Genomic DNA, 22,964 nt, shown 5'->3' on the forward strand with positions numbered 1-22,964 from the left:
CGCGGCGATCAGTCGCGAAGCGCCGGATCGTGGCGGTTGCGGTCGGCACGCCACGCCATGCGCAGCGGCCGAACCCCCATGAAGACGATCACCGCCATCATGCCGAACGCCACTTCCCAAATCGGGCTCGCGGCATGCGGCAGCGCCCAGACCGCGCCATAGGCGATCACCGCCGCCCCGATCACGCCGGCGGCGATGTGCAGCAGCTCGATCAGGGTCCGGCGGCCGATCATCAGGCCAGCATCGACAGCGGCGATTCGACCAGCGCCTTGAACGCCTGCATCAGCTGCGCGCCGTCAGCGCCGTCGATCGCGCGATGGTCGAAGCTGCCCGTTGCCGACATCACCGTCGCCACGCCGAGCGCGTCGTCGATGATGTACGGGCGCTTCTCGCCTGCGCCGATCGCCATGATCATGCCCTGCGGCGGGTTGATCACCGCTTCGAACTGCTTGATCCCGAACATGCCCATGTTGCTGAGCGACGCGGTGCCGCCCTGATATTCCTCGGGCTTGAGCTTGTTGTCGCGCGCGCGCGCGGCGAGGTCCTTCATCTCGGCCGAGATCGTCGCGACGCCCTTGGTGTCGGCGCCGCTGATGATCGGCGTGATAAGCCCCGACGGGGTCGACACCGCGACCGAGATATCGGCGCGGCTGAAGCTGATCAGCTGGTCGGGGGTGAACATCACATTGCACTTGGGGACCTGGATCAGGCTGGCGGCGAGCGCCTTGATCAGCAGGTCGTTGACCGACAGCTTCACGCCGCGGCCCTCGAGGCCCTTGTTCATCTCGGCGCGCAGCTTGAGCAGCGCGTCGAGACGGATGTCGACCGTGAGATAAATGTGCGGAACCGTCTGCTTCGATTCGGTCAGGCGGCGCGCGATCGTCTTGCGCACGTTGCTGAGCTTTTCCGCGGTGTGCGGGATGTCCGGGATCGCAGCGGGCTTGGCGGCGGCGACGGGGGCCGGGGCTGCGGTTTCCGCAGCGGGTGCGCTGGCAGCAGCGGCCGGCGCATGGCCCGACTTTGCCCCCTCGAGATCGGCGCGGACGATCCGGCCGTTCGGGCCCGAGCCCTGCAGCGTCGCAAGATCGATGCTCTTCTCGGCCGCGATGCGGCGCGCGAGCGGGCTCGCCTTGACGCGATCGCCGTCCTGGCGGGCGACCGGAGCCGATTTGGGCGCAGCGCCGCCTGCCGGATTGCCGTGATCCTCGGCCTGTTCGGGCGTGCGCTCGACGGGCTTGGCTTCGCTGCCGGTCTTGTTGGGGTCGACCGGCGACGGCTTTGGCTCGGATTCCTTCGCGGCGGGCGCAGGCGTCGTGTCGCCAGCGCTCTCGCCCTCGGCGAGCAACGTCGCGATCACGGTGCCGACCTTCACGTTATCGGTCCCCTCGGCGACGAGGATCTTTCCGATCGTGCCTTCGTCGACGGCTTCGAACTCCATCGTCGCCTTGTCGGTTTCGATCTCAGCCATCAGGTCGCCCGACTTGACGGTATCGCCTTCCTTGACCAGCCACTTCGCCAGCGTGCCTTCCTCCATCGTTGGAGAAAGAGCGGGCATCTTGATTTCGACCGGCATCAACGCGTCCTCATCTAACCGAATCCGTAGGGGTCGTCTCTCGCGCCCGGCGCGCGGATGGTCAAGGCCATGGCTTGCACGATGCGATACTTAGCCCCACCTATCGCTCACAATATCGCTGCGGGGGGAGAGCGAGCGCCATGCGGACCTATCTGGTCGTGATCGACGAGACACAAGAAAGCAGCATCGCGCTGCGCTTCGCCGCGCGGCGCGCGGTCAAGACGGGGGGCGGGGTCGAGATCCTCGCGCTGATCCCGCCGACCGAATTCACGGCGTTCGCCGGCATCCAGGCGACGATCGAGGAAGAAGCGCGCCAGCACGCAGAGGGCCTCGTCACCGCAGCGGCGGGCACCTTGCTGCAGGAATCGGGGCTCAAGCCGGCTTTGACGGTACGACAGGGTGAAGGCCCGAAGGTGATCCGCGACATGATCGCCGCGAATCCCGATATCGCCGCGCTCGTGCTCGCCGCGGCGGCGAGCGGGGTGCCAGGGCCCTTGGTCGCGCATTTCGCGGGCGCCGACGCGGCCTTGCCGATCCCGCTGATGATCATCCCCGGCTCGCTCGACCGCGAAGCGATCGACCGGCTGAGTTGATACAGCACCCCGTCACCCCGGACTTGATCCGGGGTCCATGCGGTATGCCAGTAAATCGAACGGCCGCGCATGGATGCCGGTGAAGGTTGAACGGCAGAGCGGCTTGCGTCGATACCGCGATCCCGCCACGATGCGGCGATGCGCACCCTTCCCACCGCCGCCGCGATCCTCGCGATTCTTGCCACACCCGCCGTCGCCAAAGACGCAGCGCACCCCGCGCCCGACCCGGCACGTCTCAAGGCGACGGTCGAGAAACTCGTCAGCTTCGGCACGCGCCACACGCTGTCGTCGCCCGACGATCCGGTGCGCGGGATCGGCGCGGCGCGGACATGGACGGGTGGCGAACTCACGCGCATCGCCGATGGCTGCAACGGCTGCATCACCGTCGCCAATATCGCGCGGACCTTCACCAACGCGCGCGCTCCCAATGGCGTCAACGTGGTCGATGTGCTCGGCTTCCAGCAAGGGCTCGACCCCAAGCGCGTGATCATCGTCGGCGCACATATCGACAGTCGAATCAGCGACGGCATGGATGCGACGCACGACGCGCCCGGCGCGAACGACGACGCATCGGGGGTTGCGCTCGTGCTCGAGGCGGCGCGGATCCTGTCGAAGGAAAAATTCCGCGCGACGATCGTCTATGCGGTGTTCTCGGGCGAGGAACAGGGATTGTTCGGCGGCACGCTGCTCGCGGAAACCGCCAAGGCGCGCGGCTGGACCGTCTCGGCGATGCTCAACAACGATATCGTCGGCAACACGATGGGGCAGAACGGCGTCCGCGTCGCCGACCGCGTCCGCGTCTTTTCCGAAGGCATTCGCGCTATCGAGGATGTCCCCGCGCAACTCGCGCGCCGCGGCAATGGCGGCGAGGATGACGGCCCCTCACGCAGCCTCGCCAAGACGATCGACGGTGTCGCCGGCACGATCCCCGGCGGGCTCGACGTGTTCGTCGACCGCCGGCCCGACCGCTTCGGGCGGGGCGGCGATCACGAGCCGTTCCTCAAGCTCGGCTATCCGGCGGTACGCTTCTCGGTCGGCGCCGAGAATTGGACGCAGCAGCACCAGGACGTGCGCGTCGAGAACGGAATCCCGTATGGCGACACGGTCGACAAGATGGACTTCCCGTATCTCGCCAAGGTCACCGCGATCAACATCGCGACGATCCGCCGCCTCGCCGCCGCCCCCGCCGCACCCGATGGCGTCACGGTCGCAGGTGCGCTGAGCTTCGACACGACGGTAAAGTGGCAGCCGGTCCCCGGCGCCAGCACGTACCGCGTCCACTGGCGCCGCAACGACACGCAGGACTGGCAGACGTCACGCGACGTGCCCGCCGGCGCGACGAGCACGGTGCTCAAGGATATCAGCGTCGACGATCACTTCGTCGGCGTGAGCGCTGTCGCGGCGGACGGGTCGGAAAGCGTGGTGAGCTTTGCCGGACCCGAGCCGCACACGAAGTAGCGGCCGGTCAGCTTCCCAGGACGGGCTGTTCGACCGGGCGGCATACGGGCTTGCGCCGCACCGGACGGTAATAACGCTTGCGCGGCGCGGCGCGATAGACGTGCCGTTCGCGGACGGTTTCGACATACTCGGTCGTCGTCGTGGTGACGATCGGTGCCGACTGGATCGTCACGACCGTAGTGGTCGCGCCCGGATAGGCATAACCGCCGCCGTAGCTCGTGGCGTATCCGCCGCCATACCCAGAAGAGGTCGAATAGGTCGTGACGTTGCCGTTCTGGACAATCGGCGGCAGCGGCGCGGGGTGGCGCTGCGGCGGGTAGGATCGGCCGTAGCCACCCGCCTGATCGTAGCCGCCATCGTCATAGCCGCCGTCCCAATCCAGCCCGTTGACCGAATCGTAGACCCGACCGCGCTGGTCGAGCAGCACGGCGTCGTCATAATAGCGATACCAGCCATAGCCTGCGGGCGGAGCCGACAGACCGTAACCGGCAAAGTCGCCGATGAAAAAGTTCGGCGAAGACCAATACCGCGGCAGGCGATAGCCGCGTGACGGCTGGCGATAGGCGTTCCACCCGCCCGGTGCGTTGGTGCCGCCCTGCCAATGGCCGCCCGTGCCGCCGCCCCAGCGTTGCCGATCGGGCCGGTTGACGGGTCGCGCGCCGTTGTACGACGGATGCGGTGCGTTCATCGGCGGCCGCTGCATCTGCGGTTGCATCTGCATTGGCGCGGGCGGCGCTGGCATCGCTCCGTTGGGCACCGGATACGGCGCCCCCGGAACAGCCCCACCACGGACGCGCTGCGCATCTGCCTGTCCCGCGCCAAACGCAGTGACCAGCGTCAGTGTGGCCAATATCAAGGGTCGCATCGTCAAGCCTCCGGAACCGCGCCGCACACAAAGTGTGTACGAAGTGTTAACCCGTCAGCTACCATTTCGCTCATCGCGATTCTAGATTAACGGCTGTCCCGTTTCGGATCAGCTGGCAATGCGCGGCGCGAGCAGCGCCATCAGCGCTTCGCAGCCCGCGGCATCGGCCGAATCGAAGCGCGCCGCGCTCGGGCTGTCGAGATCGAGCACGCCGATCAGCCGCCCGTCATGGACGATCGGCACGACCAGTTCGGAGCGACTCGCCGCATCGCACGCTATGTGGCCGGGGAAGGCGTGGACGTCCTCGACCAGCTGCGTCGTACGCGTCTGTGCGGCCACGCCGCACACACCGTCGCCGATCGCGATGCGGATGCAGGCGGGCTTGCCGAGGAACGGCCCGACGACGAGCGTATCGCCGACCAGCCGGTAAAATCCCGCCCAGTTGAGATCTGGCAGATATTGCCAGATCAATGCGGCGGCGTTGGCCATATTGGCGACGGCGTCGCTTTCGCCATCGGTCAGAGCATCAAGCGCCGAATGGAGGTCGCGGTAGAGCTCGGTCTTCGAGCTCTGGTCGATCGTGAAGTCGTACATGCCCTGCCCCTACCGCGTTCGCACCGCATGTGAAAGCGCGCCTGCATGATCGACCGCGCCACGCTTATCTTTTAGGGGTGCGCGATGGCCGCCATCCCGATCACCCGCTCGATCAGCATCGACGGCGACGAACTCCAGGAATCGTTCACCCGCGCCGGTGGACCAGGGGGCCAGCACGTCAACACCACCGACAGCGCCGTGTTGCTGCGCTTCGACGTCGGCGCCTCGCCGTCTCTGCCGGATGCGGTCAAGAACCGGCTCGCTGTGCTGGCGGGATCGCGGCTGACGCGCGACGGCGTGCTGGTGTTGCGCAGCGAAGGCGCGCGCTCGCAACTCCTCAACCGCCAGGAAGTCCGCGAACGCCTCGTCGCGCTGATCCGCGAGGCGACGATCGTCCCAAAGCGGCGCCGCCCCACCAAGCCGTCTAAGGCCGCAAAAGCGAAGCGGCTCGACGGCAAGACCAAGCGGTCGAGCGTCAAGTCGCTCCGCGGCAAGGTGACCGACTAGAGATCGCGCAAAGCGCTCGCGGGCCGCGCGCGCAGCGCCGGGAGGCTTCCCGCCAGCCCGGTCCCGAGCGTCAGCGCGACGGCGGCGCCGAGCGTCATCGCGATCACGTCCCAGCGTGGCGCCCAGCCGATCTTGAACACTTGCGTGACGACGTACCAGCCCGCTGCCGATCCCATCGCCAGCGCCACGACGACGAGGACGAGCGACAGGATCGCATATTCGAGCGCCTGCGCGCCGAGCACCTGCCGGCGACTGCCGCCGAGCAGCTTGAGGATCACCGCATCGTAGCGCCGCGTCGCGCCCGATGCCGCGACCGCGCCGATCAGCACCGCGATGCCGGCCGCGACCGTAACCGCTGCCGCCGCGCGGATCGCGAGCGCGATCTGGCCGAGGATAGCGCTGACCTGGCCGATCACGTCGCCGACGCGGATCAGCGTGACCGAGGGCAGTGCGGCCGCAACCTGGCGGGCGATCGCGCCGTCGCTTGCCGGAGCGGCATAGACGCTCGCGAGCAGGCCGTGCGGCGCTTCCTCGATATAGCCCGGCGAGAAGACGATCGCGAAATTGAGCCCGAGCCCGCCCCAGTCGATCTTGCGTAGCGCCGCGATTTTCGCGGGCACGTCGACGCCGAGCACTGAAACGGTGATCGTGTCGCCGATCTTCAGCCCGAGCGCAGCGGCGGCCTTGTCCTCGAGCGACACCAGCGGCGGCCCGCGATAGTCGGCGGGCCACCACCGCCCGGCGACGACGGCATTGCGCGGCGGCAGCCGAGCCGCCCAAGTGATCGTCCGGTCGCCGCGCAACACCCACGCATCGGCCGGCAGCGTCTTGATCGCGCTCACCGGCACCCCGCGCAGCGCGACGATCGATCCGCGGAGCGACGGCAGCGCCTCGATCGTCGCGCTCGGTGCCGCGCTGCGCACGGCGCGCGTGAACGTCGCGGCATCGTCGGGCTGCAAGTCGATCGCGAAGAAACGCGGCGCCTTGGCGGGCGCAGCGTTGCGCAGCTCGGCGCCAAGGCTCGAATCGATCACCGCGAGCGCGACGAACAGCGAGAAGCCGAGCCCGAGCGCGACGACGAGCCGGTCGGTCTGGGCGCCGGGGCGGTGCAAATTGGCGATCGCCAGCCGCAGCAACGGATGGCGCGCACGCGGCAGCCGCGCCGCGATCGCGCGGATCGCGACACCGCAGCCCCATAACAACGCGATCAACGCGAGGATCGCGCCGACGAAGCCGAGGGCAAGCAATCGATCTGACGCCGTCGCCACCGCGAGCGCGATCAGCGCCACGATCAGAACGATCATCCCGCCAAACACGCCGAGGCTCGGCCAGCGCCGCGCCGACAGCGTATCGCGCAGCAGCGTCGCCGCCGGGACCGAGCGCGCGCGTGCCAGCGCAGGCAGCGCGAAGAGCAGCGCGACCAACACCGACAGGCTCGCCGCGGTGAGCAAGGGCACCGGATACACGCCGAGCCGCGGCGGCACCGGCAACGCCGAACCGGCAAAGGCCGTGACGATCCACGGCAGCGCCGCCCCCACGATGAGCCCCGCCCCGATGCCGACCGCCGCGACGACGCCGAGCTGCGCCAGGAAGATCGCCGCAATCGTCCGCGACCGCGCGCCAAGCACCTTCAGCGTCGCGATGATCTTCGCCTTGCCGGCAAGGTAGGCGGCCACGCCGCTGCCGACGCCCACCCCGGCAATCGCCAGCGCGGCAAGCCCGACGAGCAGCAGGAATTGCCCGAGCTGCGCGATCCCGCGCCGGAAACCGCCCGCCGCCTGGTCGCTCAGCTTCGCCGACCAGCCGGCGCCTCGAAACTGGCGGAGCACGGCATCGCGAGCAGCCGGCGCCCGTCCGGGCTGCGCGAGCACGATACGGTAATGGCTTTCGTACAAGCTGCCGGGCTGGAGCAGCGCCGTCGCGTCGAGCCCGGCGAAATCGACCAGCACCGGCGGCCCCAGCGCGAAGCCAGCCCCGAGCCGGTCGGGTTCGTTGGCAATCAGGCCGATGACGCGAAGCCGCGCCCGACCGAGCGAGAGCGTATCGCCAGGCTTCACGCCGAGCCGATCGGCCAGCGCCGGCGCAATCGCGATCTCGCGCCCATGTGGCCGCTCGGCCAGCGCCCCCGGCGCAAGGCGGAAGCGCCCAAGCAACGGCCACGCGGCATCGGTCGCGCGCAGATCGACCAGCACCGGGGCACCGCCTACGCTCGCCATCCCGCGCAGCGAGAGCGTCTCCGAAACGCGCCCGATCCGCGCGAACGCGGCGAGCTCGTCGACGCTCGCGCGGCGCTGCGAGACGTTGAACTCGACGTCACCCCCGAGGATCTGGCGCGCATCGACATCGAGGGCGGCGATCATGCTCGCGGCAAGGCTGCCGATCCCGGCGAGCCCCGCGGTCCCGAGGAACAGGCAGATCGCGAGCAACAGCAACCCGCGCCCGCCCCGCCTCAGATCGCGGAGCGCCAGCCGCCAGACGAGCGTCACGCGCTACGCCGATCGCCGACGATCCGCCCGTCGCCAAGCTCGATCACGCGGGCGCAACGCGCCGCCAGCCCCGGATCGTGGGTGATGATGAACAACGTCGTCCCGCTCGCCGCATGTCGCGCGAAGAGCAAGTCCATGATCGAGGCGCCCGTCGTCGTGTCAAGATTACCGGTCGGCTCGTCGGCAAAGATCAGCGCGGGGCGTCCGACCAGTGCGCGCGCGATCGCGACGCGCTGCTGCTCGCCGCCCGACAGTTGCGCCGGATAATGGCCGATCCGGTGGCCTAGCCCGACCGCCGCGAGTTCGGCCGCGGCGCGCGCGAAGGCATCGCCCTCCCCGGCCAGTTCGAGCGGCACCGCGACGTTTTCGAGCGCGGTCATCGTGGGGAGCAAATGGAAGGCCTGCAGCACGATCCCGATCCGTCCACGCCGCGCGACCGCGAGCGCATCCTCGTCGAGCGTCGTGAAATCGAGCCCGGCGACCGACACGGTCCCGCCGGTCGGGCGCTCGAGCCCGGCCAGCACCGCCATCAGCGACGATTTCCCCGATCCCGACGGCCCGAGCAAGGCGACGCTGTCGCCTGCCGCGACATCGAGATCGACCCCGCGCAGGATCTCGACGCTGGCGGGCGGACGCCCGAGGACGAGCGAAACATTGCGCGCGGCGATCAACGCGCTATCGACGGTGGATGGCATCATCGGTCTTCCTTGGGCGATATCGCTGGCAACGGCAAATCGTCGCCAGCGGTCTCGCGTTGCTTTCGGTCGTCGTTCCGTTCGGGGCGACCGCCTCGCCCAAGGCGGCGCTGATCTGGGCGTTCGGCGACAGCCTCACCGCGGGCTATGGCCTGCCCCCCGAAGCGGGCTTCACCACCAAGCTGCAGGCCGCGCTGCGACGCGCCGGGATTGCGGCGACGGTCCGCAACGGCGGGGTCGCCGGCGATACCGCAGCGCAGGCGCGCGCGCGGCTGCGTTGGGGGCTGCGCGGGCTCGGTGCGACGCCCGATCTGGTGATCGTCGAGCTCGGCGCGAACGACATGCTGCGCGGGCTTCCCGTCGCGCAGGCCAAGGCAAACCTCGACGCGATCCTCACCGAGCTGCAGGCGCGGCGCATTCCCGTGCTGCTCGCCGGCATGCGCGCGGCGCCGAACCTCGGGCCCGACTATGTCAGCGCGTTCGACGGCGTGTATCCAGCCCTTGCCAAGGCCCATGCGATCCCGCGCTACCCCTTCTTCCTCGACGGCGTCGCCGGGAACCCCCGGCTGATCCAGGCCGATGGCCTTCACCCCAACGCCCGCGGCGTCGACATCATCGTCGGCCGCTTGCTGCCCAGCGTCCGCAGCGCGCTTGCGCTGGGTGTTCGGCGATGAACCTCGACGACCAGTTCCTGCGCTATTTCGGGAGCAGCGACCTCGCCGCCGTCACGCCCGCCGCGCTTCAGGCCGGGATCGAGCATATGCGCGTCGATTTCGGGCTCGAGCAGGACCGCGATCGGCGTTTCGGCCTGTGGACGCTGCTCCACATGCTCGGCGCGGCACCCGAACTCGACGTCGCGTTCACATCGAGCGCGGACAAGGCGGCGGCGCGACGCTTCATCGAGCTGACCGAACAGCACGACGATTGAGCGCACGCCGCCGCCCGACGCGGTGTCAGTCGGCGACGTCGATCGCATGCGTCACGATGATCTCGGGCCGCGCCGTCGCGATATCGCGCGCGGCGAGACCGAGTGCCTTGAAATGGTCCGATGCCATATGCTGCTGCACGGCGGCGTCATCGACGTAGAGCTCGTTGAACACGAAGCGCTGCGCGCCCTCGGTCTCGCGCCACAACTCGTAATGCAGCACGCCCGGCTCGGCGCGCGATGCCGCGACGCAGGTGCGGGCGGCGGCAATGAAATCCTCTTCCGAACCAGGTTTGACGGTGATGAAGGCGACGATCTTGACGGCCATGAAATTCACTCCTGTTTCGTGAGCCCAGACCTGGGGTCTCGCGCGCGACAAAGCAAGCGATGCGCAGGGTGAGGCCGGGAAACAATGGAACCCGCGACATCTCGGGTCATTGGACGGTCGTCCCCCGCTGCCCGGGGGTTAGGAATCCCGTCATGCGCCGTCTTCTCCCGTTCCTCCTGGTCGCGACCGCTTCATCGGCGACGGCGCAGAATGCGGCACCGCCTCAGCCCGCGCCCATGACGACACCGCTCGGCGCCAATCTCGAGAGCTTCGCCTATCCCTTCCCGGTCCGCTGGTACGCGACACAGTCGCAAGGCGCGCCCGTTCGGATGGCATATCTCGATGTCGCGCCCACCACCCCGGCGAACGGCAAGACGGTCGTGCTGCTCCACGGCAAGAACTTCTGCTCGGCGACATGGCAGGACACGATCGTCGACTTGGCGGCGCACGGCTACCGCGTCCTCGCGCCAGACCAGATCGGCTTCTGCAAATCGTCGAAGCCGACCGGCTATCAGTACAGTTTCGCCGCGCTCGCGACGCTGACGCAAGCGCTGCTCGACCAGGCCGACGCGGGCAAGGTCCTGCTCGTCGGGCATTCGACCGGGGGCGTGCTCGCGGTGCGCTTCGCCTTGCTCTACCCGCAGCGAGTCGAGCGGCTCGTGCTCGTCAATCCGCTCGGCCTCAACGACACGCTGGCGCAAGGCGTGCCCTATACCGAGCTTGGCGCGCTGCGGCAGGAAGAGGCGAAAACGAACGCCGCGTCGATCAAGGCGTATCAGCAGCGCACCTATTATCACGGCGAATGGCGCCCGGCGTATGACCGTTGGGTCGCCATGCTGGCGGGCCAATATGCCGGCCCCGACGGCGAGCGCGTGCGCAACGCGCAGGCGCGGCTGTCGGATATGCTCGAAACGCAGCCCGTCGCGGCCGAACTCGACCGCGTCGCCGCGCCGGTGTCGCTCATCATCGGCCAGCGCGACGTGACCGCGTTTCGCGCCAACACCGCGCCGGTCGCCGTCAGAGCGCACGTCCAGACGGTGCCGCAAGCGGCCGAAGTCGCGGTCCGTCGCTTCCGCGATGCCAGGATCGTGCGGATCGCGGGCGCCGGTCATGCGCCGCACGTCGAGGATCCAGCAGGCTTCGCGCCGCTGTTGCGCGCCGAACTTGCGCGCCCGTGACTCCTGAAACGGCCGAAACGTGACGATAATTTCACGCGACAGCGTGCAACCAGAACGGCAAGGCCCGTGTTTCCAGATCCTCTGCAAAGGACATTGTGTATGCGTATCGTTTCGCTCATTGCCGTTTCCGCCGCCCTCGCCTCGGCCTCGCCGGTGCTTGCCAAGGGCTGCATCCGCGGTGCTGCCGCCGGCGGTGTTGCGGGCCATTTCGTCGGCAAGGGCCACGCCGTGATGGGCGCCGTCGCAGGCTGCGCGATCGCACACCACCACTACGCCAAGCAGGCACGCGCGCAAAAGGCTGCTGCGCGCGCACAGCACTGAGCGACTATCCCACCACGCCCGACGGGCGCTATTTCGTCGTGCGCGGGCGGCTCTGGCGCAAGAGCAATCCCGCGCTCGACGCAGCGACCCGCACGGCGCTGGTCGGGGACTTGATGGATGCACGCCGCGCGGTCGGCGCGGCGCTGCGGGCCAAGGACAAGACCGCGGAACAGACCGCACGCGCCGCGGTCGATACCGCCAAACACGCGCTCGGCGAACGCGGCCCGGTCTGGTGGGATGACGCCGCGCCCGATTATACGCGCCACATGGCGCGCACCACGCCCTACGCCGATTGGTTCGCGGGTCTCAGCTAGCGCGGCGTTTGCGCACGGGCGCGTCGGCAAGTTCGATCCAGACCGGCGCGTGATCGCTCGTCTTCTCCCACCCGCGCACGTCGCGATCGACTTGCGCATCGACCAGGCGACCGGCGAGCGCAGGGCTCAGCAGCAAGTGATCGATCCGCAACCCCGCATCGCGCGCATAGGCGTTCCGGAAATAGTCCCAGAAGGTGTAGATCGTCGCATCGGGGTGGATCGTCCGCAGCGCGTCGGTCCACCCCTGCCCCACCAGCCGTGCGAACGCTGCGCGGATCTCGGGCGCGAACAGCGCATCGTCGACCCAGCGCTCGGGCTTGTAGACGTCGCGCTCGGTCGGCATCACGTTGAAATCGCCCGCCAGCAGCACGGGCAAGCCGGACTCGAGCAACTCCGCGGCGTGCGCGATCAGCGCGTCGAACCAGCGCAGCTTGTAGTCGAATTTCGGCCCCGGCCGCGGGTTGCCGTTTGGGAGATACAGGCCGCCGATCAACACCCCGTTGACCGCCGCTTCGAGATAGCGGCTCTGCGCAGGGTCGGGATCCTCGGGCAAACCCCGCCGCGTCTCGTGGATCTCGCCGACGCGACTGAGCAACGCGACGCCGTTCCAGCTCTTCTGTCCGTGCCAGATCGCGTCATAGCCAAGATCGCGGATCGCGGCCTCGGGGAATTTGTCTTGCGGTGCTTTCAGTTCCTGCAGCACCACGACGTCGGGGCCACTCTCGGCGAGCCAGCGCAACAGCACCGGCAAGCGGCCGTTGACCCCGTTGACGTTGTACGTCGCAATCTTCACGCAGCTTCGCTGGCCGGGCGGTCGCTTGCCGGCGCGAGCGCCTTTACGACCATCGCGTTGACATCGACGCGCGCCTTCAGCCGCGCGGCGAGCAAGGCGGTGCCGCTGATCTTGCGCTGGACGAACAGCGTGTCGATCGGCGGGACGTGCCACGTGTCGCGGTCGGCGGCCATCGCCATCCCCTGATCGCGCAAGACGCCGACGAATGCGCGGTCACCGAAGTCGAACGGGCCCGCGCGGTTGAGCTCGACAAGGATCACGTCGATCATCCGATCGACCAGCGCGCCGTGCCGCGCGACCGCTGCATCCCCCAGGAACCCGGCACCGACCGCGGCGTCGCGCACCGCCGCGCGGTCGCCTGCAAGCCCGGTTTCGAGGAGCCGCCGATAGCCGTCTGCCGTCTCCGGCGCGACCGGGCGGGTCGCGCCGAAATCGAGCAGCACGAGCTTTCCGGTCGCCGGCTGATAGCGATAATTGGCGAAGTTCGGATCGGTCTGCATCAGGCCGAATTCGAACATCTCGCGCAGCACCAGCGCCATCAGCGACTCCATCGCCGCATCGCGCACGCTTTGCTCGGCATCGACGAGCGATTCGATCGCCACGCCCTCGACAAAGCTCATCGCGAGGACGTCCGCCCCGCTGAATTCGCGGTCGAGCACCGGCACGACATAGGCGGGATCCTCCGCCAGCAACGCACCGAAGCGCTCGAGCTGCTCACCTTCGCGGACGTAATCCGCCTCTTCGTGGAGTTGCCGCTTCGCTTCGGCGAGCAGCGGCGCGATGTCGATCGACTTGGGCAGCGCGCCGGACACGCGCAGCAGCGTCGCGACATTGTCGACATCCGAATCGATACTGTCGCGCACCCCGGGATATTGCACCTTGATCGCCAGATCGCGCCCGTCGGGGGTGCGCGCCCGGTGGACCTGGCCGATCGACGCCGCGGCGAGCGGCCCTGCATCGAAGCGCGCGAATCGGCGCCGCCAATCCTTGCCCCAATCGCGCGCGAGCACTTGCTGGAGCTGCGCCGGCGGCATGTGATGTGCGTTGTTGCGCAGCCGCGCGAGGATCTGCGACAGCTCGGGCGGGAGGAAATCGCCCGAGTCCATCGAGATCATTTGCCCCAGCTTCATCGCCGCGCCGCGCAGGTGCGACAGCTGATCGGCGACGCGCCCAATATTGGCGGGGGTGAGCAGCAAGTCGCTCATCTTCGGCCGCTGGCCATCGGCGATCCGACGCGCGCCTTCCGCCAGCACGCCGCCCGCGACACCGCCAGCCAACCGGCCGAACACCCCGAGCCGCGCGATGCGCCCGCTGGGAACGGATTTTCCGCGAGAGTCGCGATCGTCGGTCATGCGGACGCCTTCACCAAAATCTGCTGCCCGGCACGCCCTTGAACGGCCCGGCAAAGGCGGAGGTGATCCACCCGCCATAAAAACCCCCCGGCTGCGGCACGACGGTCTCACCATTCACGCTGCAGCGATCGAACGGCGCGGCGTAGAAAGCGACATGATCCTTCAGCAGCGCAAAGGGGCGGGTTGGGCTCGGATAGCTCCAGCCGACGCTTGGCAGCGTCTCGCCGTCGAGCACGACGTCCCAATAGGTCGCGGCCCCCTTCCATTCGCAGAACGAACTGCCCGCACCACGGCGCAACGCGCTTTCCAGAATATCGGCGCGCGGGATGTAATAGCTCGGCGGATGGCTCGTCTCGAGCGTGCGAATGCTGGCGCGCGTATCGGCGAGCACGACGCCGCGATGCTCGATCACGATCCGCGCCGAACTCGGCTCGGCGATCGCGGGGCGCGGGAACGACCAGACGCTTTCCTGGCCGGGCGCTGGTGGAATCGGTTCGGGTGTCATCGGCGGTCCCATCCCAAAGCGAGGCGCTGCAACCGAGGGCGGACCCGCAGAAACAGACGATAGGCGTGTTCGAGCATCGCCAATATGTGGCGATTGCGCGCCACCAATCCAAGCGGCCGCAGCACCGGAATCGCGCGCCACATCGCGGCGAACGCCGCGGCGCCCGACAGGATCTGGCCTTCCTCGCGCGCGTGGAAGCGCGCCAGAAGATCGGCGCGGTCGATCGGACAAGCGGCGGGAGCATCGCCCGAAACGTCGACAAACTCGATCCGCTGCGCCCGGTCGAGCCGCCGTATCCCGGCGATCTCGCGCCGACACAGCGGGCAACCGCCGTCAAACCAGACGGTGACGCGCTTCGATCCAAGGGGGGCTTCACGGTTCATGCGATTGCCTAACGCCGGAGTGCAGCGTTCGGATGCACCCGGACGCGGGCGCTGGCAATGCGTCCGTTGCGATGCGATCGACACCGTGCTGATGGAAACGCACCAGTCGCGGTTGACCCCGATCATGTCACTGCCGCTTGCTCCGGCCGCGCGCGCATCGCATGGAACGACGATGACCAACCGTTGCGGCACCGCCCTCTCGACCCCGCGCCTGCGCGCGCTGATCCTTCTCGCCCTTGCAGCGATGCCGAGCATGGCGCTCGCGCAGGAACCTGCGCAGGGCGATCCGTCACAGGGCACCGGGCCGCTCCCAAACAATGTCGCGCCAAGTCCGACGCCGATCTGCACCGACCGCCCAACGCGCGCGAGCGTCGCGTGCACCGTACCCGCCGGCGCCTTTCAGCTCGAAACCGATTTCATCGACTGGACGCGCGAGACGCTCGACGGCGTTCGCACCGATACGATCCTCTACACCAACCCCACGCTCAAATACGGCGTCGGGAAGCACACCGATGTCGAGGTCAACATCGCCCCGTACCAGACCGTCCGCACGCGGATGGCCGATGGCAGCGTGACGACCGACGGCGGCGTCGGCGATCTGTTCGTCCGCGCGAAGCAGCGACTGACCGCCGACAGCTCGATGACGCACGTTGCGGTGATCGGATCGGTGAAGGCGCCGACGGCCGGCTCGGTCGTCGGCAACGGCAAATGGGAGGGCAGCGTTGCGCTTCCGGTCAACATTCCCCTGCCCGCCAAGTTCACGCTGACCACCAGCCCCGAGTTCGATATCTCGGCCAACCAAGGCTCGCCCAACCAGGACCCCGTTACGGGCCATCATTTCGAGCTCGTCAACCTCATCAACCTGTCGCACCCGGTGGGCAAGAATGCGACGGTCTATGCCGAATTTTGGACCAAGGAGAGCTTCGAGCCGCGGCATAACACGCAGCAATATTCGGCCGATGTGGCGGCCTCGTATCAGCTGACCAAGACGCTCCAGCTCGATGCCGCGGCGTATATCGGGCTCAACCGCGAAACCCCTGGGCTGCAGCTGTATACCGGTCTGTCGACCCGCTTCTAGCCGTGGCTGAGCGCGACGAGGCTGCGCAGCAGTTCGTCGCGCCGGAACGGCTTGGTCAGCCGCGGCAAATCGGGCGCGATTCCTTCGCTCTCGGCATAGCCCGAGATCACCAGCACCGGCAGCGCCGGATCGCCGCGCAGCAGCCTCCGCGCGAAGTCCGATCCGGTCATTCCCGGCATCAGATGGTCGGTCACCACCAGATCAGGCGCCACACCGGCGTCGATCAGCGCCAACGCCGCCTCCGCCGAGTCCGCCTCGACCACGTCATATCCCAGCTCGCCGAGCATCGCTGCAGTGCTCAAGCGCACGAATTCCTCATCATCGACCAGCAACGCCGTCCCGCGCGATGCCTCGAGCACAGGCGGCACCGCTGCGGAGACGAGCGGTGCCACAGCTTGCCCTTGCGGGAGCCATAATTCGACGCACGTGCCCTCCCCCGCCGTGCTGCGCAGCCGCAATGCGCCACCGAGCTGTGAGGCAAGGCCGTGGACCATCGACAGGCCGAGCCCAGTCCCCTTGCCGACCCCCTTGGTCGAAAAGAACGGCTCGACCGCGCGCGCCATCGTCTCCGCGCTCATCCCGGTGCCCGTATCGGTGACGGACAGGCAGATGTAGCGGCCCGGTGCGAGATCTCCGTCCTGCGCGATCGTCTCGGGCATCGCCGCGATCCGCAGCGTTCCGCCATCGGGCATTGCGTCGCGGGCATTCACCACCAGGTTGAGCAGCGCCATCTCGAGCTGGTTCGGGTCGGCGGTGGCGGTGGGGAGGTCGTGGGGGGCCTCGACCAGCACGCGGATCTGCGGACCGATCGTGCTGGCGACGAGATCGATCATCCCGCGCACCAGCGCAGCGACGTCGACCGCAACCGCCTGCAGCGGCTGCCGCCGCGCAAAGGCGAGCAGCCGCTGGACCAGCGTCCGCGCGCGTTCGGCCGACAGCGCAGCGCCGTCGATCAAGCGCTTCTCGCGCTCGCCGCCAAGGCCCTTGCGCTGCAACAGATCGAGCGCGCCGACGATCGGTGTCAGCAGATTGTTGAAATCGTGCGCGACGCCGCCAGTGAGCTGGCCCATCGCCTCCATCTTCTGCGCTTGGCGCAACGCCTCCTGCGCGGTTGCGAGTTCGGCCTTCGCGCGCAGCCGGCCGGTCACGTCGCGCGCATGATGAAACGCGCCGATGATCCGCCCCTCGGCGTCGCGCAGCGGGGAATAGCGGATTTCCCAGCTCGGGGCTTCGATCTCTGGATTGCCGAACTGGGCTTCGGTGACGAAGGTTTCGCCGTGCAAGGCACGCGTCATCAAGGCGTGCATCGCCGCGCGCTGCTCGGGAACGAACAGTTCGAAGAACACGTCGCCGAGCTTGGTGTAGAAACCGTGGCTTCGGAAAAAGGCGTCGTTATGCGCCTGGTTGAACGCGATGAGACGATAGTCGGTGTCGAACGCGCAAATCGCCGTGGCGTCCGACTGGATGATGTTTTCGTGCAGCAGCAGGGCCTGGGTGCGCTCGACCACCGTCGCCGCGAGCGTCGCGTTGAGCTTGGCGAGCGCGTCACGATCCGCGCGGCGCTCGGTCACATCCTGCACCACGCCAAGCAGCCGCACCGCGGTGCCGTTCGCATCATATTCGAATTCGGCGCGACGTTCGATCCAGCGCACTTCCTGCGTATCGGCGCGACGGATGCGATATTCGACTTGCAACGCCATCGCCTGCGAGGCTCGCACCGCGGCATTCGAGCCGATCGCGGCATCCTCGGGCAGGATCATGTCCTCGATCCGAGTCACGTCGGTCGTTCGATCATCGGATAGGCCGAACAAATGGTAGAACTCGGCGGATCCGGTGAACGTTCCCTCCGCGAGGTCGACCGTAAAGACGCCGATGTGCCCCGCTTCCTCGGCGCGACGCAGGCTTTGCTCGGCTTGCTGAAGCGCAAGGTCGACGCGGCGCTTCGATTCGACCTCGACGACCGTCGCAGTCGTCTCGCTGGTGATGCACAGCACCCCGGTGATCGCGCCCAGATCATCGAAGACGGGCGAGAAGGAAAAGGTCCACCACGTTTCCTCGGGCTCGCCCCAGCGCGCCATCGGAACGGGATGATCGACGACGCGAAACGGCGTACCGCGCAGGGCATCGAGGAACATCGGTTCGACCGCAGCATAAGCATCGGCCCACACCACGTCGAAGCGCGCGCCCATCGCCCCGTCGATGCGTGGCCCGAGGATCGGCGCATAGGCGTCGTTGAAGAAGAAGGTACGTGTCTTGCCCCACACCAGGTACATCGACTCGGGCGACGCCAGCAGCAGATGAAGCGTCGCCTTGAGCGATGTCGGCCAGCCCTCACGCGGGCCCAGCGGATGCGCCGCCCAGTCGACGGCGTCCAGCAAGTCGGCCACGCGCGAGCGCGCAGCGGTTCCGCTGCGTTCCGGCATGCCGTCTTGCGTTCCGCGTACCAACCCTACCTCCGCAAGCGGCATGCGCGCGCATGCCGGAAAGTAGCGTTACCGTGCTCGTAGGGCACATCGCAACCTCTGATCACACCAGCAATTTCGACGATTGTGGCGATGGGTGCCGCGGGCCGACGTGTCAGTCCTCGCCGCGATTGCGAATATGCCCGCAAGCCGCTGCAGCGGATGCCGATGGAGCGCTCTACGGGTAAGCCCGTATAGCGAGCGCGCGTTCAAACGGCGACGAGCGTCGGGTCGGTCGCCGGATCTCGCGCGGTTGCGCGCGGGGCCGCCGCGTCGGCAGCTGGTCCTGCCCCGGGGCCCTTGCGGAGCCGCTCATGTCCGATCCCCTTTCCCCCGAACAGGTCGCGGCGCTCGACGCGTATTGGCGCGCGGCCAACTATCTCTCGGTCGGGCAGATCTATTTGCGCGGCAATCCGTTGCTCGAACAGCCGCTCAGCCTCGCCGACATCAAGCCGCGCTTGCTCGGCCACTGGGGCACGACGCCTGGCCTCAATTTCATCTACGCGCACCTCAACCGGCTGATCGTCGCGGACGATCTCGACATGATCTATATCATCGGACCGGGGCATGGCGGCCCCGGACTGGTCGCCAATGCCTATCTCGAAGGCTCCTACACCGAGCATTATCCCGCGATCGAGCGCAGCCGCAGTGGCATGGAGCGGCTGTTCCGCCAATTCTCCTGGCCCGGCGGGATCCCGAGCCATGTCTCGCCCGAATGCCCGGGGTCGATCCACGAAGGCGGCGAGCTCGGCTATTCGCTCGCCCATGCGTATGGCGCGGCGTTCGACAATCCCGACCTGATCGTCACCTGCGTCGTCGGCGATGGCGAAGCCGAGACCGGGCCGCTCGCCGCGAGCTGGCACGGCAACAAGTTCCTCAACCCGGCGCGCGACGGCGCGGTGCTGCCGATCCTCCACCTCAACGGCTTCAAGATCGCCAACCCGACGATCCTCGCGCGGATCGGCAAGAGCGAACTGACCGAGCTGCTCCACGGCTATGGCCACGAACCGTATTTCGTCGAAGGCGACGACCCCGCGTTGCTCCACCAGCAGATGGCCGCGACGCTCGACACGGTGCTGCGTGCGATCAAGACGATCCAGGCCGATGCGCGCGAGGCCCCCGCCACTTCCCACGGACGCCCGCGCTGGCCGATGATCGTACTGCGGACGCCCAAGGGCTGGACCGGCCCCAAGATCGTCGATGGCTTGCCCGTCGAAGGCACATGGCGGGCGCATCAAGTCCCGATCGCCAATTTCAAGAAGCCCGAGCATATCGACCAGCTCGACGCCTGGATGCGCAGCTATCGCCCGGCCGAACTGTTCGACGCGAACGGCAAGATCACCGAGGCGATCTCGGCGGTCGCCCCGACCGGGCATCGCCGGATGAGCTCGAACCCGCACGCCAATGGCGGCGCACTGCTCCAGCCGCTGTCGCTGCCCGATTTCCGCGACTTCGCGATCGCGCTCACCGCTCCCGGCGGGGTCGAGGCCGAAGCGACGCGCGTGCTCGGCCAGTATCTGCGCGAGGTGATGCGGCTCAATCTCGACAGCCGGAACTTCCGCCTGTTCGGGCCCGACGAAACCGCCTCGAACCGGCTCGACGCGGTCTATGACGTGTCGGGCAAGGCGTGGATGGGCGAGGTCGAACCGGTCGACGTCAACCTGAGCCCGAGCGGGCGCGTGATGGAAGTGCTGAGCGAGCATCTCTGCCAGGGTTGGCTCGAGGGGTATCTTCTCACCGGTCGGCACGGCTTCTTCTCGTGCTACGAGGCGTTCGCCCACATCGTCGATTCGATGCTCAACCAGCATGCCAAATGGCTCAAGGTCAGCCGCAAGATCGCGTGGCGGCGCCCGATCGCCTCGCTCAACTATCTGCTCACCTCGCACGTCTGGCGGCAGGACCATAATGGCCTGTCGCACCAGGACCCGGGCTTTATCGATCAGGTTGCCAACAAGACCTCCGATATCGCGCGCATCTACCTCCCGCCCGACGCCAATTGCCTGCTGTCGGTGGCGGATCACTGCTTGCGCAGTCGCGACTATGTGAATTTGATCGTCGCGGGCAAGCAGCCAGAGTGGCAATGGCTCGGTATCGATGAGGCGGTGCGGCATTGCACCGCAGGTGCGGGGATCTGGCACTGGGCGGGCGTGCAGGACGACGCGCCCGATGTCGTGATGGCGTGCGCGGGCGACGTCCCCACGCTCGAGGCGCTGGCGGCGGTGATGCTGCTGCGCGAGCAAGTCCCCGACATCCGCATCCGCTTCGTCAACGTCGTCGACCTGATGGTGCTCGAGCCGAGCGATCAACATCCGCACGGACTCGACGATCACGCCTTCGATGCGCTGTTCACCACCGACACGCCGGTGATCTTCGCGTTTCACGGCTTTCCGGCGACGATCCACACGCTGACCTATCGCCGCACCAACCACCACAACATCCACGTCCGCGGCTTCAAGCAGGAGGGCACGACGACGACGCCGTTCGACATGGTCGTGCTCAACGATCTCGACCGCTATCGCCTCGCGCTCGACGCGATCGAGCGGATCCCGCGGTTGAAGGCGCAAGTGCCGGCGGCGCGCGACCGCTATTGGGCGGCGATCGAACGCCACAAGCTCTACATCGCCGAACATGGCGAGGATCTGCCCGAGATCCTGGACTGGCGCTGGTCGGCGTGACTGCTGCCGGCGAAAGCGCGGGGACGGTGATCCTGACCTTCAATGGCGGATCGTCGTCGCTCAAGTTCGGGCTGTTCGATGTCGCCGGAGGCAAGGCCGAGCCGCTGCTGACGGGCGAGATCGAGACCGAGGGCGGCGGCGCAGTTCGGCTGCATGCAGCTTCTGCCACCGGACGCTTCCATGTCGACCATTCGCTCGGCGAGGCCGTGCCGGGGTCCTGGATCGGCCATGTCGTCGATGTGCTCGAACGCTCGGACCTTCCTGCCCCGGCCGCGATCGGGCATCGCCTCGTGCACGGTGGGCCGCGCTTGCTCGCGCCGGTGCTGATCGACGATGCGGTGCTCGATCAGCTTGAAAGCGTCCGTAGCTTCGCGCCAGTCCATATCCCCGCCGCGCTGGCGACGATAAGCGCCGCGCAAGGATATTTCCCGGGTTGCCCGCAGATCGCCTGTTTCGACACCAGTTTTCACACGACGATGCCGGCGGTGGCGAGCACGCTCCCGCTCCCCAAGGCACTGCGCGATCGGGGAGTACGGCGCTACGGCTTCCACGGCCTCTCGTGTGAATCGATCGTTCGGCACCTCGGGCCGGCTTTGCCCGAGCGGCTGATCATCGCGCATCTCGGCAATGGCGCGAGCGTCACCGCGGTGCGCGCCGGTCGCTCGGTCGACACCAGCATGGGGCTGACCCCGACTGGCGGGCTGATCATGGGGCGGCGCACCGGCGACCTTGATCCCGGCATCCTGCTGCATTTGCTCCGCGACTGCGGCTACACGCCCGCGACGCTGGCCACGCTGGTCGACCGCGAGAGCGGAATGCTCGGCATATCGGGGATCGACAGTGACTTGCGCAGGCTCAACGCCGCCGCGCCGACCGAGCCGGACGCCGCGCTTGCGATCGCGATGTTCGGGCACTCGCTCGCCAAGATGCTCGCCGCGATGGCGTGTTCGCTCGGTGGGGTCGACATGATCGTCTTCACCGGCGGGATCGGCGAGCATGATTGCGGGGTGCGAGCGACCGCCGCGACGGCGCTCGCCTGGATGGGAGTCGCGCTCGATCCCGCCCGCAATGCCGCTGGCGCCGAGACGATCAGCGGCGATTCCTCGCGCGTCGTGCTCCGCGTGCTCGCTGCGCAGGAGGACGCGCAGATCGCGCTGCACAGTGCCGACCTGCTCGGCGCGAGCAACCGCTCACTCCGCGACGATGAGCCCGTCTAGCGCGCGGACGATCGCGCGCGCCTGGCCGCGAACTTCCTCGAGGTGGCGCCGCGCCCAGCCCGGCTCCATGTCGGGGGTGATATGGCCGAAATGCACGTGCCGCGACGGCGCCATCGCAAAGGCGTGTTCGATATAATGGTCGAACGCCTGGGTGAGCGCGCGCAACTGGCCCATCTCGTCGAGCCATATCTCCTTCAGGCCCGAGGTCGTGAAACTGAGCAATTGCTTGCCCGCCAGCACGCCTTTGGCGGTACCCTCGTAGACCGCATCGGGCAGCACCCCGCTGCCGAGCACACGCTCGACATAGCCCTTGAGCATCGCCGGTGGCCCACCGAACCAGATCGGATAGACGAGGACGAAGACGTCGCTGTCCTTGAGCACCGCGAGCTCTTCGGCGACGTCTGCAAATTGGCGCTCGCCTGGCCCCGGGCGCTCGGCCGATTTCAGCACGGGATGGAACCCCATCGCATAGAGATCGCGGACGATCACCTCATGGCCTTGCTCGCGCACCGTCGCGCTATACGCTGCGGCCATCGCTGCGTTGAAGCTGTCCTGCTCAGGATGGCAGAGGATGACGACGTGCCGCGGTGGCTTGGAACGAGTGTCAGGCATGCGAGATCTCCTTGTAAACGCGATACCCTGCGGTGCCGGACCGCGCGCTA

24 protein-coding genes are annotated in these 22,964 nt (G+C 67.8%); 11 read left to right on the forward strand and 13 right to left on the reverse strand.

What is annotated here, in order from left to right:
• Nucleotides 1-8: 8 nt before the first annotated feature.
• Entirely contained in the window at nt 9-233 is a 225-nt protein-coding gene (locus E2E30_RS06460) for a hypothetical protein (RefSeq protein WP_133188314.1), read from the reverse strand.
• Nucleotides 233-1,573 carry a pyruvate dehydrogenase complex dihydrolipoamide acetyltransferase gene (locus tag E2E30_RS06465; protein ID WP_133188316.1) on the reverse strand — a complete coding sequence of 447 codons (1,341 nt, stop codon included), beginning with the start codon at nt 1,571-1,573 and terminating at the stop codon, nt 233-235. The genes E2E30_RS06460 and E2E30_RS06465 overlap by 1 nt, the downstream gene beginning before the upstream one ends.
• Before the next feature lie 140 nt (nt 1,574-1,713).
• Between E2E30_RS06465 and E2E30_RS06470 the strand changes: the two genes are divergently transcribed.
• Both E2E30_RS06470 and E2E30_RS06475 read left to right on the forward strand, forming a co-directional pair.
• Nucleotides 1,714-2,166, forward strand: a complete 453-nt coding sequence (locus E2E30_RS06470; protein ID WP_133188318.1) for a universal stress protein — start codon at nt 1,714-1,716, stop codon at nt 2,164-2,166.
• A 138-nt stretch (nt 2,167-2,304) separates the two neighbouring features.
• Nucleotides 2,305-3,624: a M20/M25/M40 family metallo-hydrolase gene (locus E2E30_RS06475; protein ID WP_133188320.1), complete on the forward strand. Its 1,320-nt coding sequence runs from the start codon at nt 2,305-2,307 to the stop codon at nt 3,622-3,624.
• Nucleotides 3,625-3,631: 7 nt separating this feature from the next.
• Here E2E30_RS06475 and E2E30_RS06480 read toward each other — a convergent pair whose 3' ends face one another.
• Together E2E30_RS06480 and E2E30_RS06485 are read right to left on the reverse strand one after the other, a co-directional pair.
• Nucleotides 3,632-4,312, reverse strand: coding sequence for an RcnB family protein (locus E2E30_RS06480; protein ID WP_240699055.1), 681 nt, complete (start codon nt 4,310-4,312; stop codon nt 3,632-3,634).
• Between the two features lie 285 nt (nt 4,313-4,597).
• A complete protein-coding gene (locus E2E30_RS06485; protein WP_133188324.1) occupies nt 4,598-5,083 on the reverse strand; it encodes a GAF domain-containing protein in 486 nt (161 codons plus the stop codon).
• An 84-nt stretch (nt 5,084-5,167) separates the two neighbouring features.
• Here E2E30_RS06485 and arfB point away from each other — a divergent pair, with 84 nt between their 5' ends.
• Entirely contained in the window at nt 5,168-5,590 is a 423-nt protein-coding gene (gene arfB, locus E2E30_RS06490) for an alternative ribosome rescue aminoacyl-tRNA hydrolase ArfB (RefSeq protein ID WP_133188326.1), read from the forward strand.
• Here arfB and E2E30_RS06495 read toward each other — a convergent pair.
• Together E2E30_RS06495 and E2E30_RS06500 are read right to left on the reverse strand one after the other, a co-directional pair.
• Nucleotides 5,587-8,076, reverse strand: coding sequence for an ABC transporter permease (locus tag E2E30_RS06495; RefSeq protein WP_133188328.1), 2,490 nt, complete (start codon nt 8,074-8,076; stop codon nt 5,587-5,589). The genes arfB and E2E30_RS06495 overlap by 4 nt on opposite strands.
• Entirely contained in the window at nt 8,073-8,774 is a 702-nt protein-coding gene (locus tag E2E30_RS06500) for an ABC transporter ATP-binding protein (RefSeq protein WP_133188330.1), read from the reverse strand. The genes E2E30_RS06495 and E2E30_RS06500 overlap by 4 nt, the downstream gene beginning before the upstream one ends.
• On the opposite strand from E2E30_RS06500, the gene E2E30_RS06505 reads away from it, so the two are divergent.
• Entirely contained in the window at nt 8,765-9,445 is a 681-nt protein-coding gene (locus E2E30_RS06505; protein ID WP_133188332.1) for an arylesterase, read from the forward strand. The two genes, E2E30_RS06500 and E2E30_RS06505, sit on opposite strands and share 10 nt — an antisense overlap.
• Nucleotides 9,442-9,699 carry a hypothetical protein gene (locus E2E30_RS06510; protein ID WP_133188334.1) on the forward strand — a complete coding sequence of 86 codons (258 nt, stop codon included), beginning with the start codon at nt 9,442-9,444 and terminating at the stop codon, nt 9,697-9,699. The genes E2E30_RS06505 and E2E30_RS06510 overlap by 4 nt, the downstream gene beginning before the upstream one ends.
• Nucleotides 9,700-9,724: 25 nt before the next feature.
• Here E2E30_RS06510 and E2E30_RS06515 read toward each other — a convergent pair whose 3' ends face one another.
• Nucleotides 9,725-10,024, reverse strand: a complete 300-nt coding sequence (locus E2E30_RS06515) for a putative quinol monooxygenase (protein ID WP_133188336.1) — start codon at nt 10,022-10,024, stop codon at nt 9,725-9,727.
• A 152-nt stretch (nt 10,025-10,176) separates the two neighbouring features.
• Between E2E30_RS06515 and E2E30_RS06520 the strand changes: the two genes are divergently transcribed.
• From E2E30_RS06520 to E2E30_RS06530, 3 genes are all read left to right on the forward strand, one after another.
• Complete coding sequence (locus E2E30_RS06520) at nt 10,177-11,202, forward strand: alpha/beta fold hydrolase (RefSeq protein ID WP_133188338.1); 1,026 nt, start codon at nt 10,177-10,179, stop codon at nt 11,200-11,202.
• A 99-nt stretch (nt 11,203-11,301) separates the two neighbouring features.
• Complete coding sequence (locus tag E2E30_RS06525; RefSeq protein ID WP_133188340.1) at nt 11,302-11,523, forward strand: hypothetical protein; 222 nt, start codon at nt 11,302-11,304, stop codon at nt 11,521-11,523.
• Nucleotides 11,524-11,561: 38 nt separating this feature from the next.
• Nucleotides 11,562-11,837: a hypothetical protein gene (locus E2E30_RS06530; RefSeq protein ID WP_240699056.1), complete on the forward strand. Its 276-nt coding sequence runs from the start codon at nt 11,562-11,564 to the stop codon at nt 11,835-11,837.
• Here the strand turns inward: E2E30_RS06530 and xth are convergent.
• From xth to E2E30_RS06550, 4 genes are read right to left on the reverse strand one after another with little or no spacing between them, the layout of a single operon-like run.
• Complete coding sequence (xth, locus tag E2E30_RS06535; RefSeq protein WP_133188342.1) at nt 11,830-12,630, reverse strand: exodeoxyribonuclease III; 801 nt, start codon at nt 12,628-12,630, stop codon at nt 11,830-11,832. The two genes, E2E30_RS06530 and xth, sit on opposite strands and share 8 nt — an antisense overlap.
• Nucleotides 12,627-13,982, reverse strand: a complete 1,356-nt coding sequence (locus E2E30_RS06540; RefSeq protein ID WP_133188344.1) for an ABC1 kinase family protein — start codon at nt 13,980-13,982, stop codon at nt 12,627-12,629. Before E2E30_RS06540 ends, xth begins: the two co-directional genes overlap by 4 nt.
• 10 nt (nt 13,983-13,992) lie before the next feature.
• Complete coding sequence (locus E2E30_RS06545) at nt 13,993-14,487, reverse strand: DUF427 domain-containing protein (RefSeq protein ID WP_133188346.1); 495 nt, start codon at nt 14,485-14,487, stop codon at nt 13,993-13,995.
• Nucleotides 14,484-14,870, reverse strand: a complete 387-nt coding sequence (locus E2E30_RS06550) for a thiol-disulfide oxidoreductase DCC family protein (RefSeq protein WP_133188348.1) — start codon at nt 14,868-14,870, stop codon at nt 14,484-14,486. The genes E2E30_RS06545 and E2E30_RS06550 overlap by 4 nt, the downstream gene beginning before the upstream one ends.
• A 172-nt stretch (nt 14,871-15,042) precedes the next feature.
• Here E2E30_RS06550 and E2E30_RS06555 point away from each other — a divergent pair, with 172 nt between their 5' ends.
• Nucleotides 15,043-15,948, forward strand: coding sequence for a transporter (locus E2E30_RS06555; protein WP_240699057.1), 906 nt, complete (start codon nt 15,043-15,045; stop codon nt 15,946-15,948).
• On the opposite strand, the gene E2E30_RS06560 is transcribed toward E2E30_RS06555, so the two are convergent.
• The gene (locus E2E30_RS06560) at nt 15,945-18,335 is read right to left on the reverse strand and encodes a hybrid sensor histidine kinase/response regulator (protein WP_335925466.1); all 2,391 of its coding nucleotides are present in this window, start codon (nt 18,333-18,335) and stop codon (nt 15,945-15,947) included. The genes E2E30_RS06555 and E2E30_RS06560 overlap by 4 nt on opposite strands.
• A gap of 389 nt (nt 18,336-18,724) precedes the next feature.
• Here E2E30_RS06560 and E2E30_RS06565 point away from each other — a divergent pair, with 389 nt between their 5' ends.
• Nucleotides 18,725-21,085, forward strand: coding sequence for a phosphoketolase family protein (locus E2E30_RS06565; RefSeq protein WP_133188352.1), 2,361 nt, complete (start codon nt 18,725-18,727; stop codon nt 21,083-21,085).
• The gene (locus E2E30_RS06570) at nt 21,082-22,302 is read left to right on the forward strand and encodes an acetate/propionate family kinase (protein WP_133188354.1); all 1,221 of its coding nucleotides are present in this window, start codon (nt 21,082-21,084) and stop codon (nt 22,300-22,302) included. The genes E2E30_RS06565 and E2E30_RS06570 overlap by 4 nt, the downstream gene beginning before the upstream one ends.
• Here the strand turns inward: E2E30_RS06570 and E2E30_RS06575 are convergent.
• Nucleotides 22,276-22,914: an NAD(P)H-dependent oxidoreductase gene (locus tag E2E30_RS06575; RefSeq protein ID WP_133188356.1), complete on the reverse strand. Its 639-nt coding sequence runs from the start codon at nt 22,912-22,914 to the stop codon at nt 22,276-22,278. The two genes, E2E30_RS06570 and E2E30_RS06575, sit on opposite strands and share 27 nt — an antisense overlap.
• Between the last annotated feature and the right edge of the window lie 50 nt (nt 22,915-22,964).

This window comes from Sphingomonas sp. AAP5, assembly GCF_004354345.1.
GTDB classification, from domain to species: Bacteria; Pseudomonadota; Alphaproteobacteria; order Sphingomonadales; family Sphingomonadaceae; genus Sphingomonas; species Sphingomonas glacialis.

Coding starts and splice junctions, on each gene's coding strand:
- E2E30_RS06470 (WP_133188318.1), top strand. CDS start 1,714: ATGCGGACCTATCTGGTCGTGATCGACGAGACACAAGAAAGCAGCATC.
- E2E30_RS06520 (WP_133188338.1), top strand. CDS start 10,177: ATGCGCCGTCTTCTCCCGTTCCTCCTGGTCGCGACCGCTTCATCGGCG.
- E2E30_RS06545 (WP_133188346.1), bottom strand. CDS start 14,487: ATGACACCCGAACCGATTCCACCAGCGCCCGGCCAGGAAAGCGTCTGG.
- E2E30_RS06565 (WP_133188352.1), top strand. CDS start 18,725: ATGTCCGATCCCCTTTCCCCCGAACAGGTCGCGGCGCTCGACGCGTAT.
- E2E30_RS06500 (WP_133188330.1), bottom strand. CDS start 8,774: ATGATGCCATCCACCGTCGATAGCGCGTTGATCGCCGCGCGCAATGTT.
- E2E30_RS06525 (WP_133188340.1), top strand. CDS start 11,302: ATGCGTATCGTTTCGCTCATTGCCGTTTCCGCCGCCCTCGCCTCGGCC.
- E2E30_RS06575 (WP_133188356.1), bottom strand. CDS start 22,914: ATGCCTGACACTCGTTCCAAGCCACCGCGGCACGTCGTCATCCTCTGC.
- E2E30_RS06510 (WP_133188334.1), top strand. CDS start 9,442: ATGAACCTCGACGACCAGTTCCTGCGCTATTTCGGGAGCAGCGACCTC.
- E2E30_RS06480 (WP_240699055.1), bottom strand. CDS start 4,312: ATGAACGCACCGCATCCGTCGTACAACGGCGCGCGACCCGTCAACCGG.
- E2E30_RS06515 (WP_133188336.1), bottom strand. CDS start 10,024: ATGGCCGTCAAGATCGTCGCCTTCATCACCGTCAAACCTGGTTCGGAA.
- E2E30_RS06460 (WP_133188314.1), bottom strand. CDS start 233: ATGATCGGCCGCCGGACCCTGATCGAGCTGCTGCACATCGCCGCCGGC.
- arfB (WP_133188326.1), top strand. CDS start 5,168: ATGGCCGCCATCCCGATCACCCGCTCGATCAGCATCGACGGCGACGAA.
- E2E30_RS06475 (WP_133188320.1), top strand. CDS start 2,305: ATGCGCACCCTTCCCACCGCCGCCGCGATCCTCGCGATTCTTGCCACA.
- E2E30_RS06485 (WP_133188324.1), bottom strand. CDS start 5,083: ATGTACGACTTCACGATCGACCAGAGCTCGAAGACCGAGCTCTACCGC.
- E2E30_RS06540 (WP_133188344.1), bottom strand. CDS start 13,982: ATGACCGACGATCGCGACTCTCGCGGAAAATCCGTTCCCAGCGGGCGC.
- E2E30_RS06550 (WP_133188348.1), bottom strand. CDS start 14,870: ATGAACCGTGAAGCCCCCCTTGGATCGAAGCGCGTCACCGTCTGGTTT.
- E2E30_RS06465 (WP_133188316.1), bottom strand. CDS start 1,573: ATGCCGGTCGAAATCAAGATGCCCGCTCTTTCTCCAACGATGGAGGAA.
- E2E30_RS06505 (WP_133188332.1), top strand. CDS start 8,765: ATGGCATCATCGGTCTTCCTTGGGCGATATCGCTGGCAACGGCAAATC.
- E2E30_RS06555 (WP_240699057.1), top strand. CDS start 15,043: ATGACCAACCGTTGCGGCACCGCCCTCTCGACCCCGCGCCTGCGCGCG.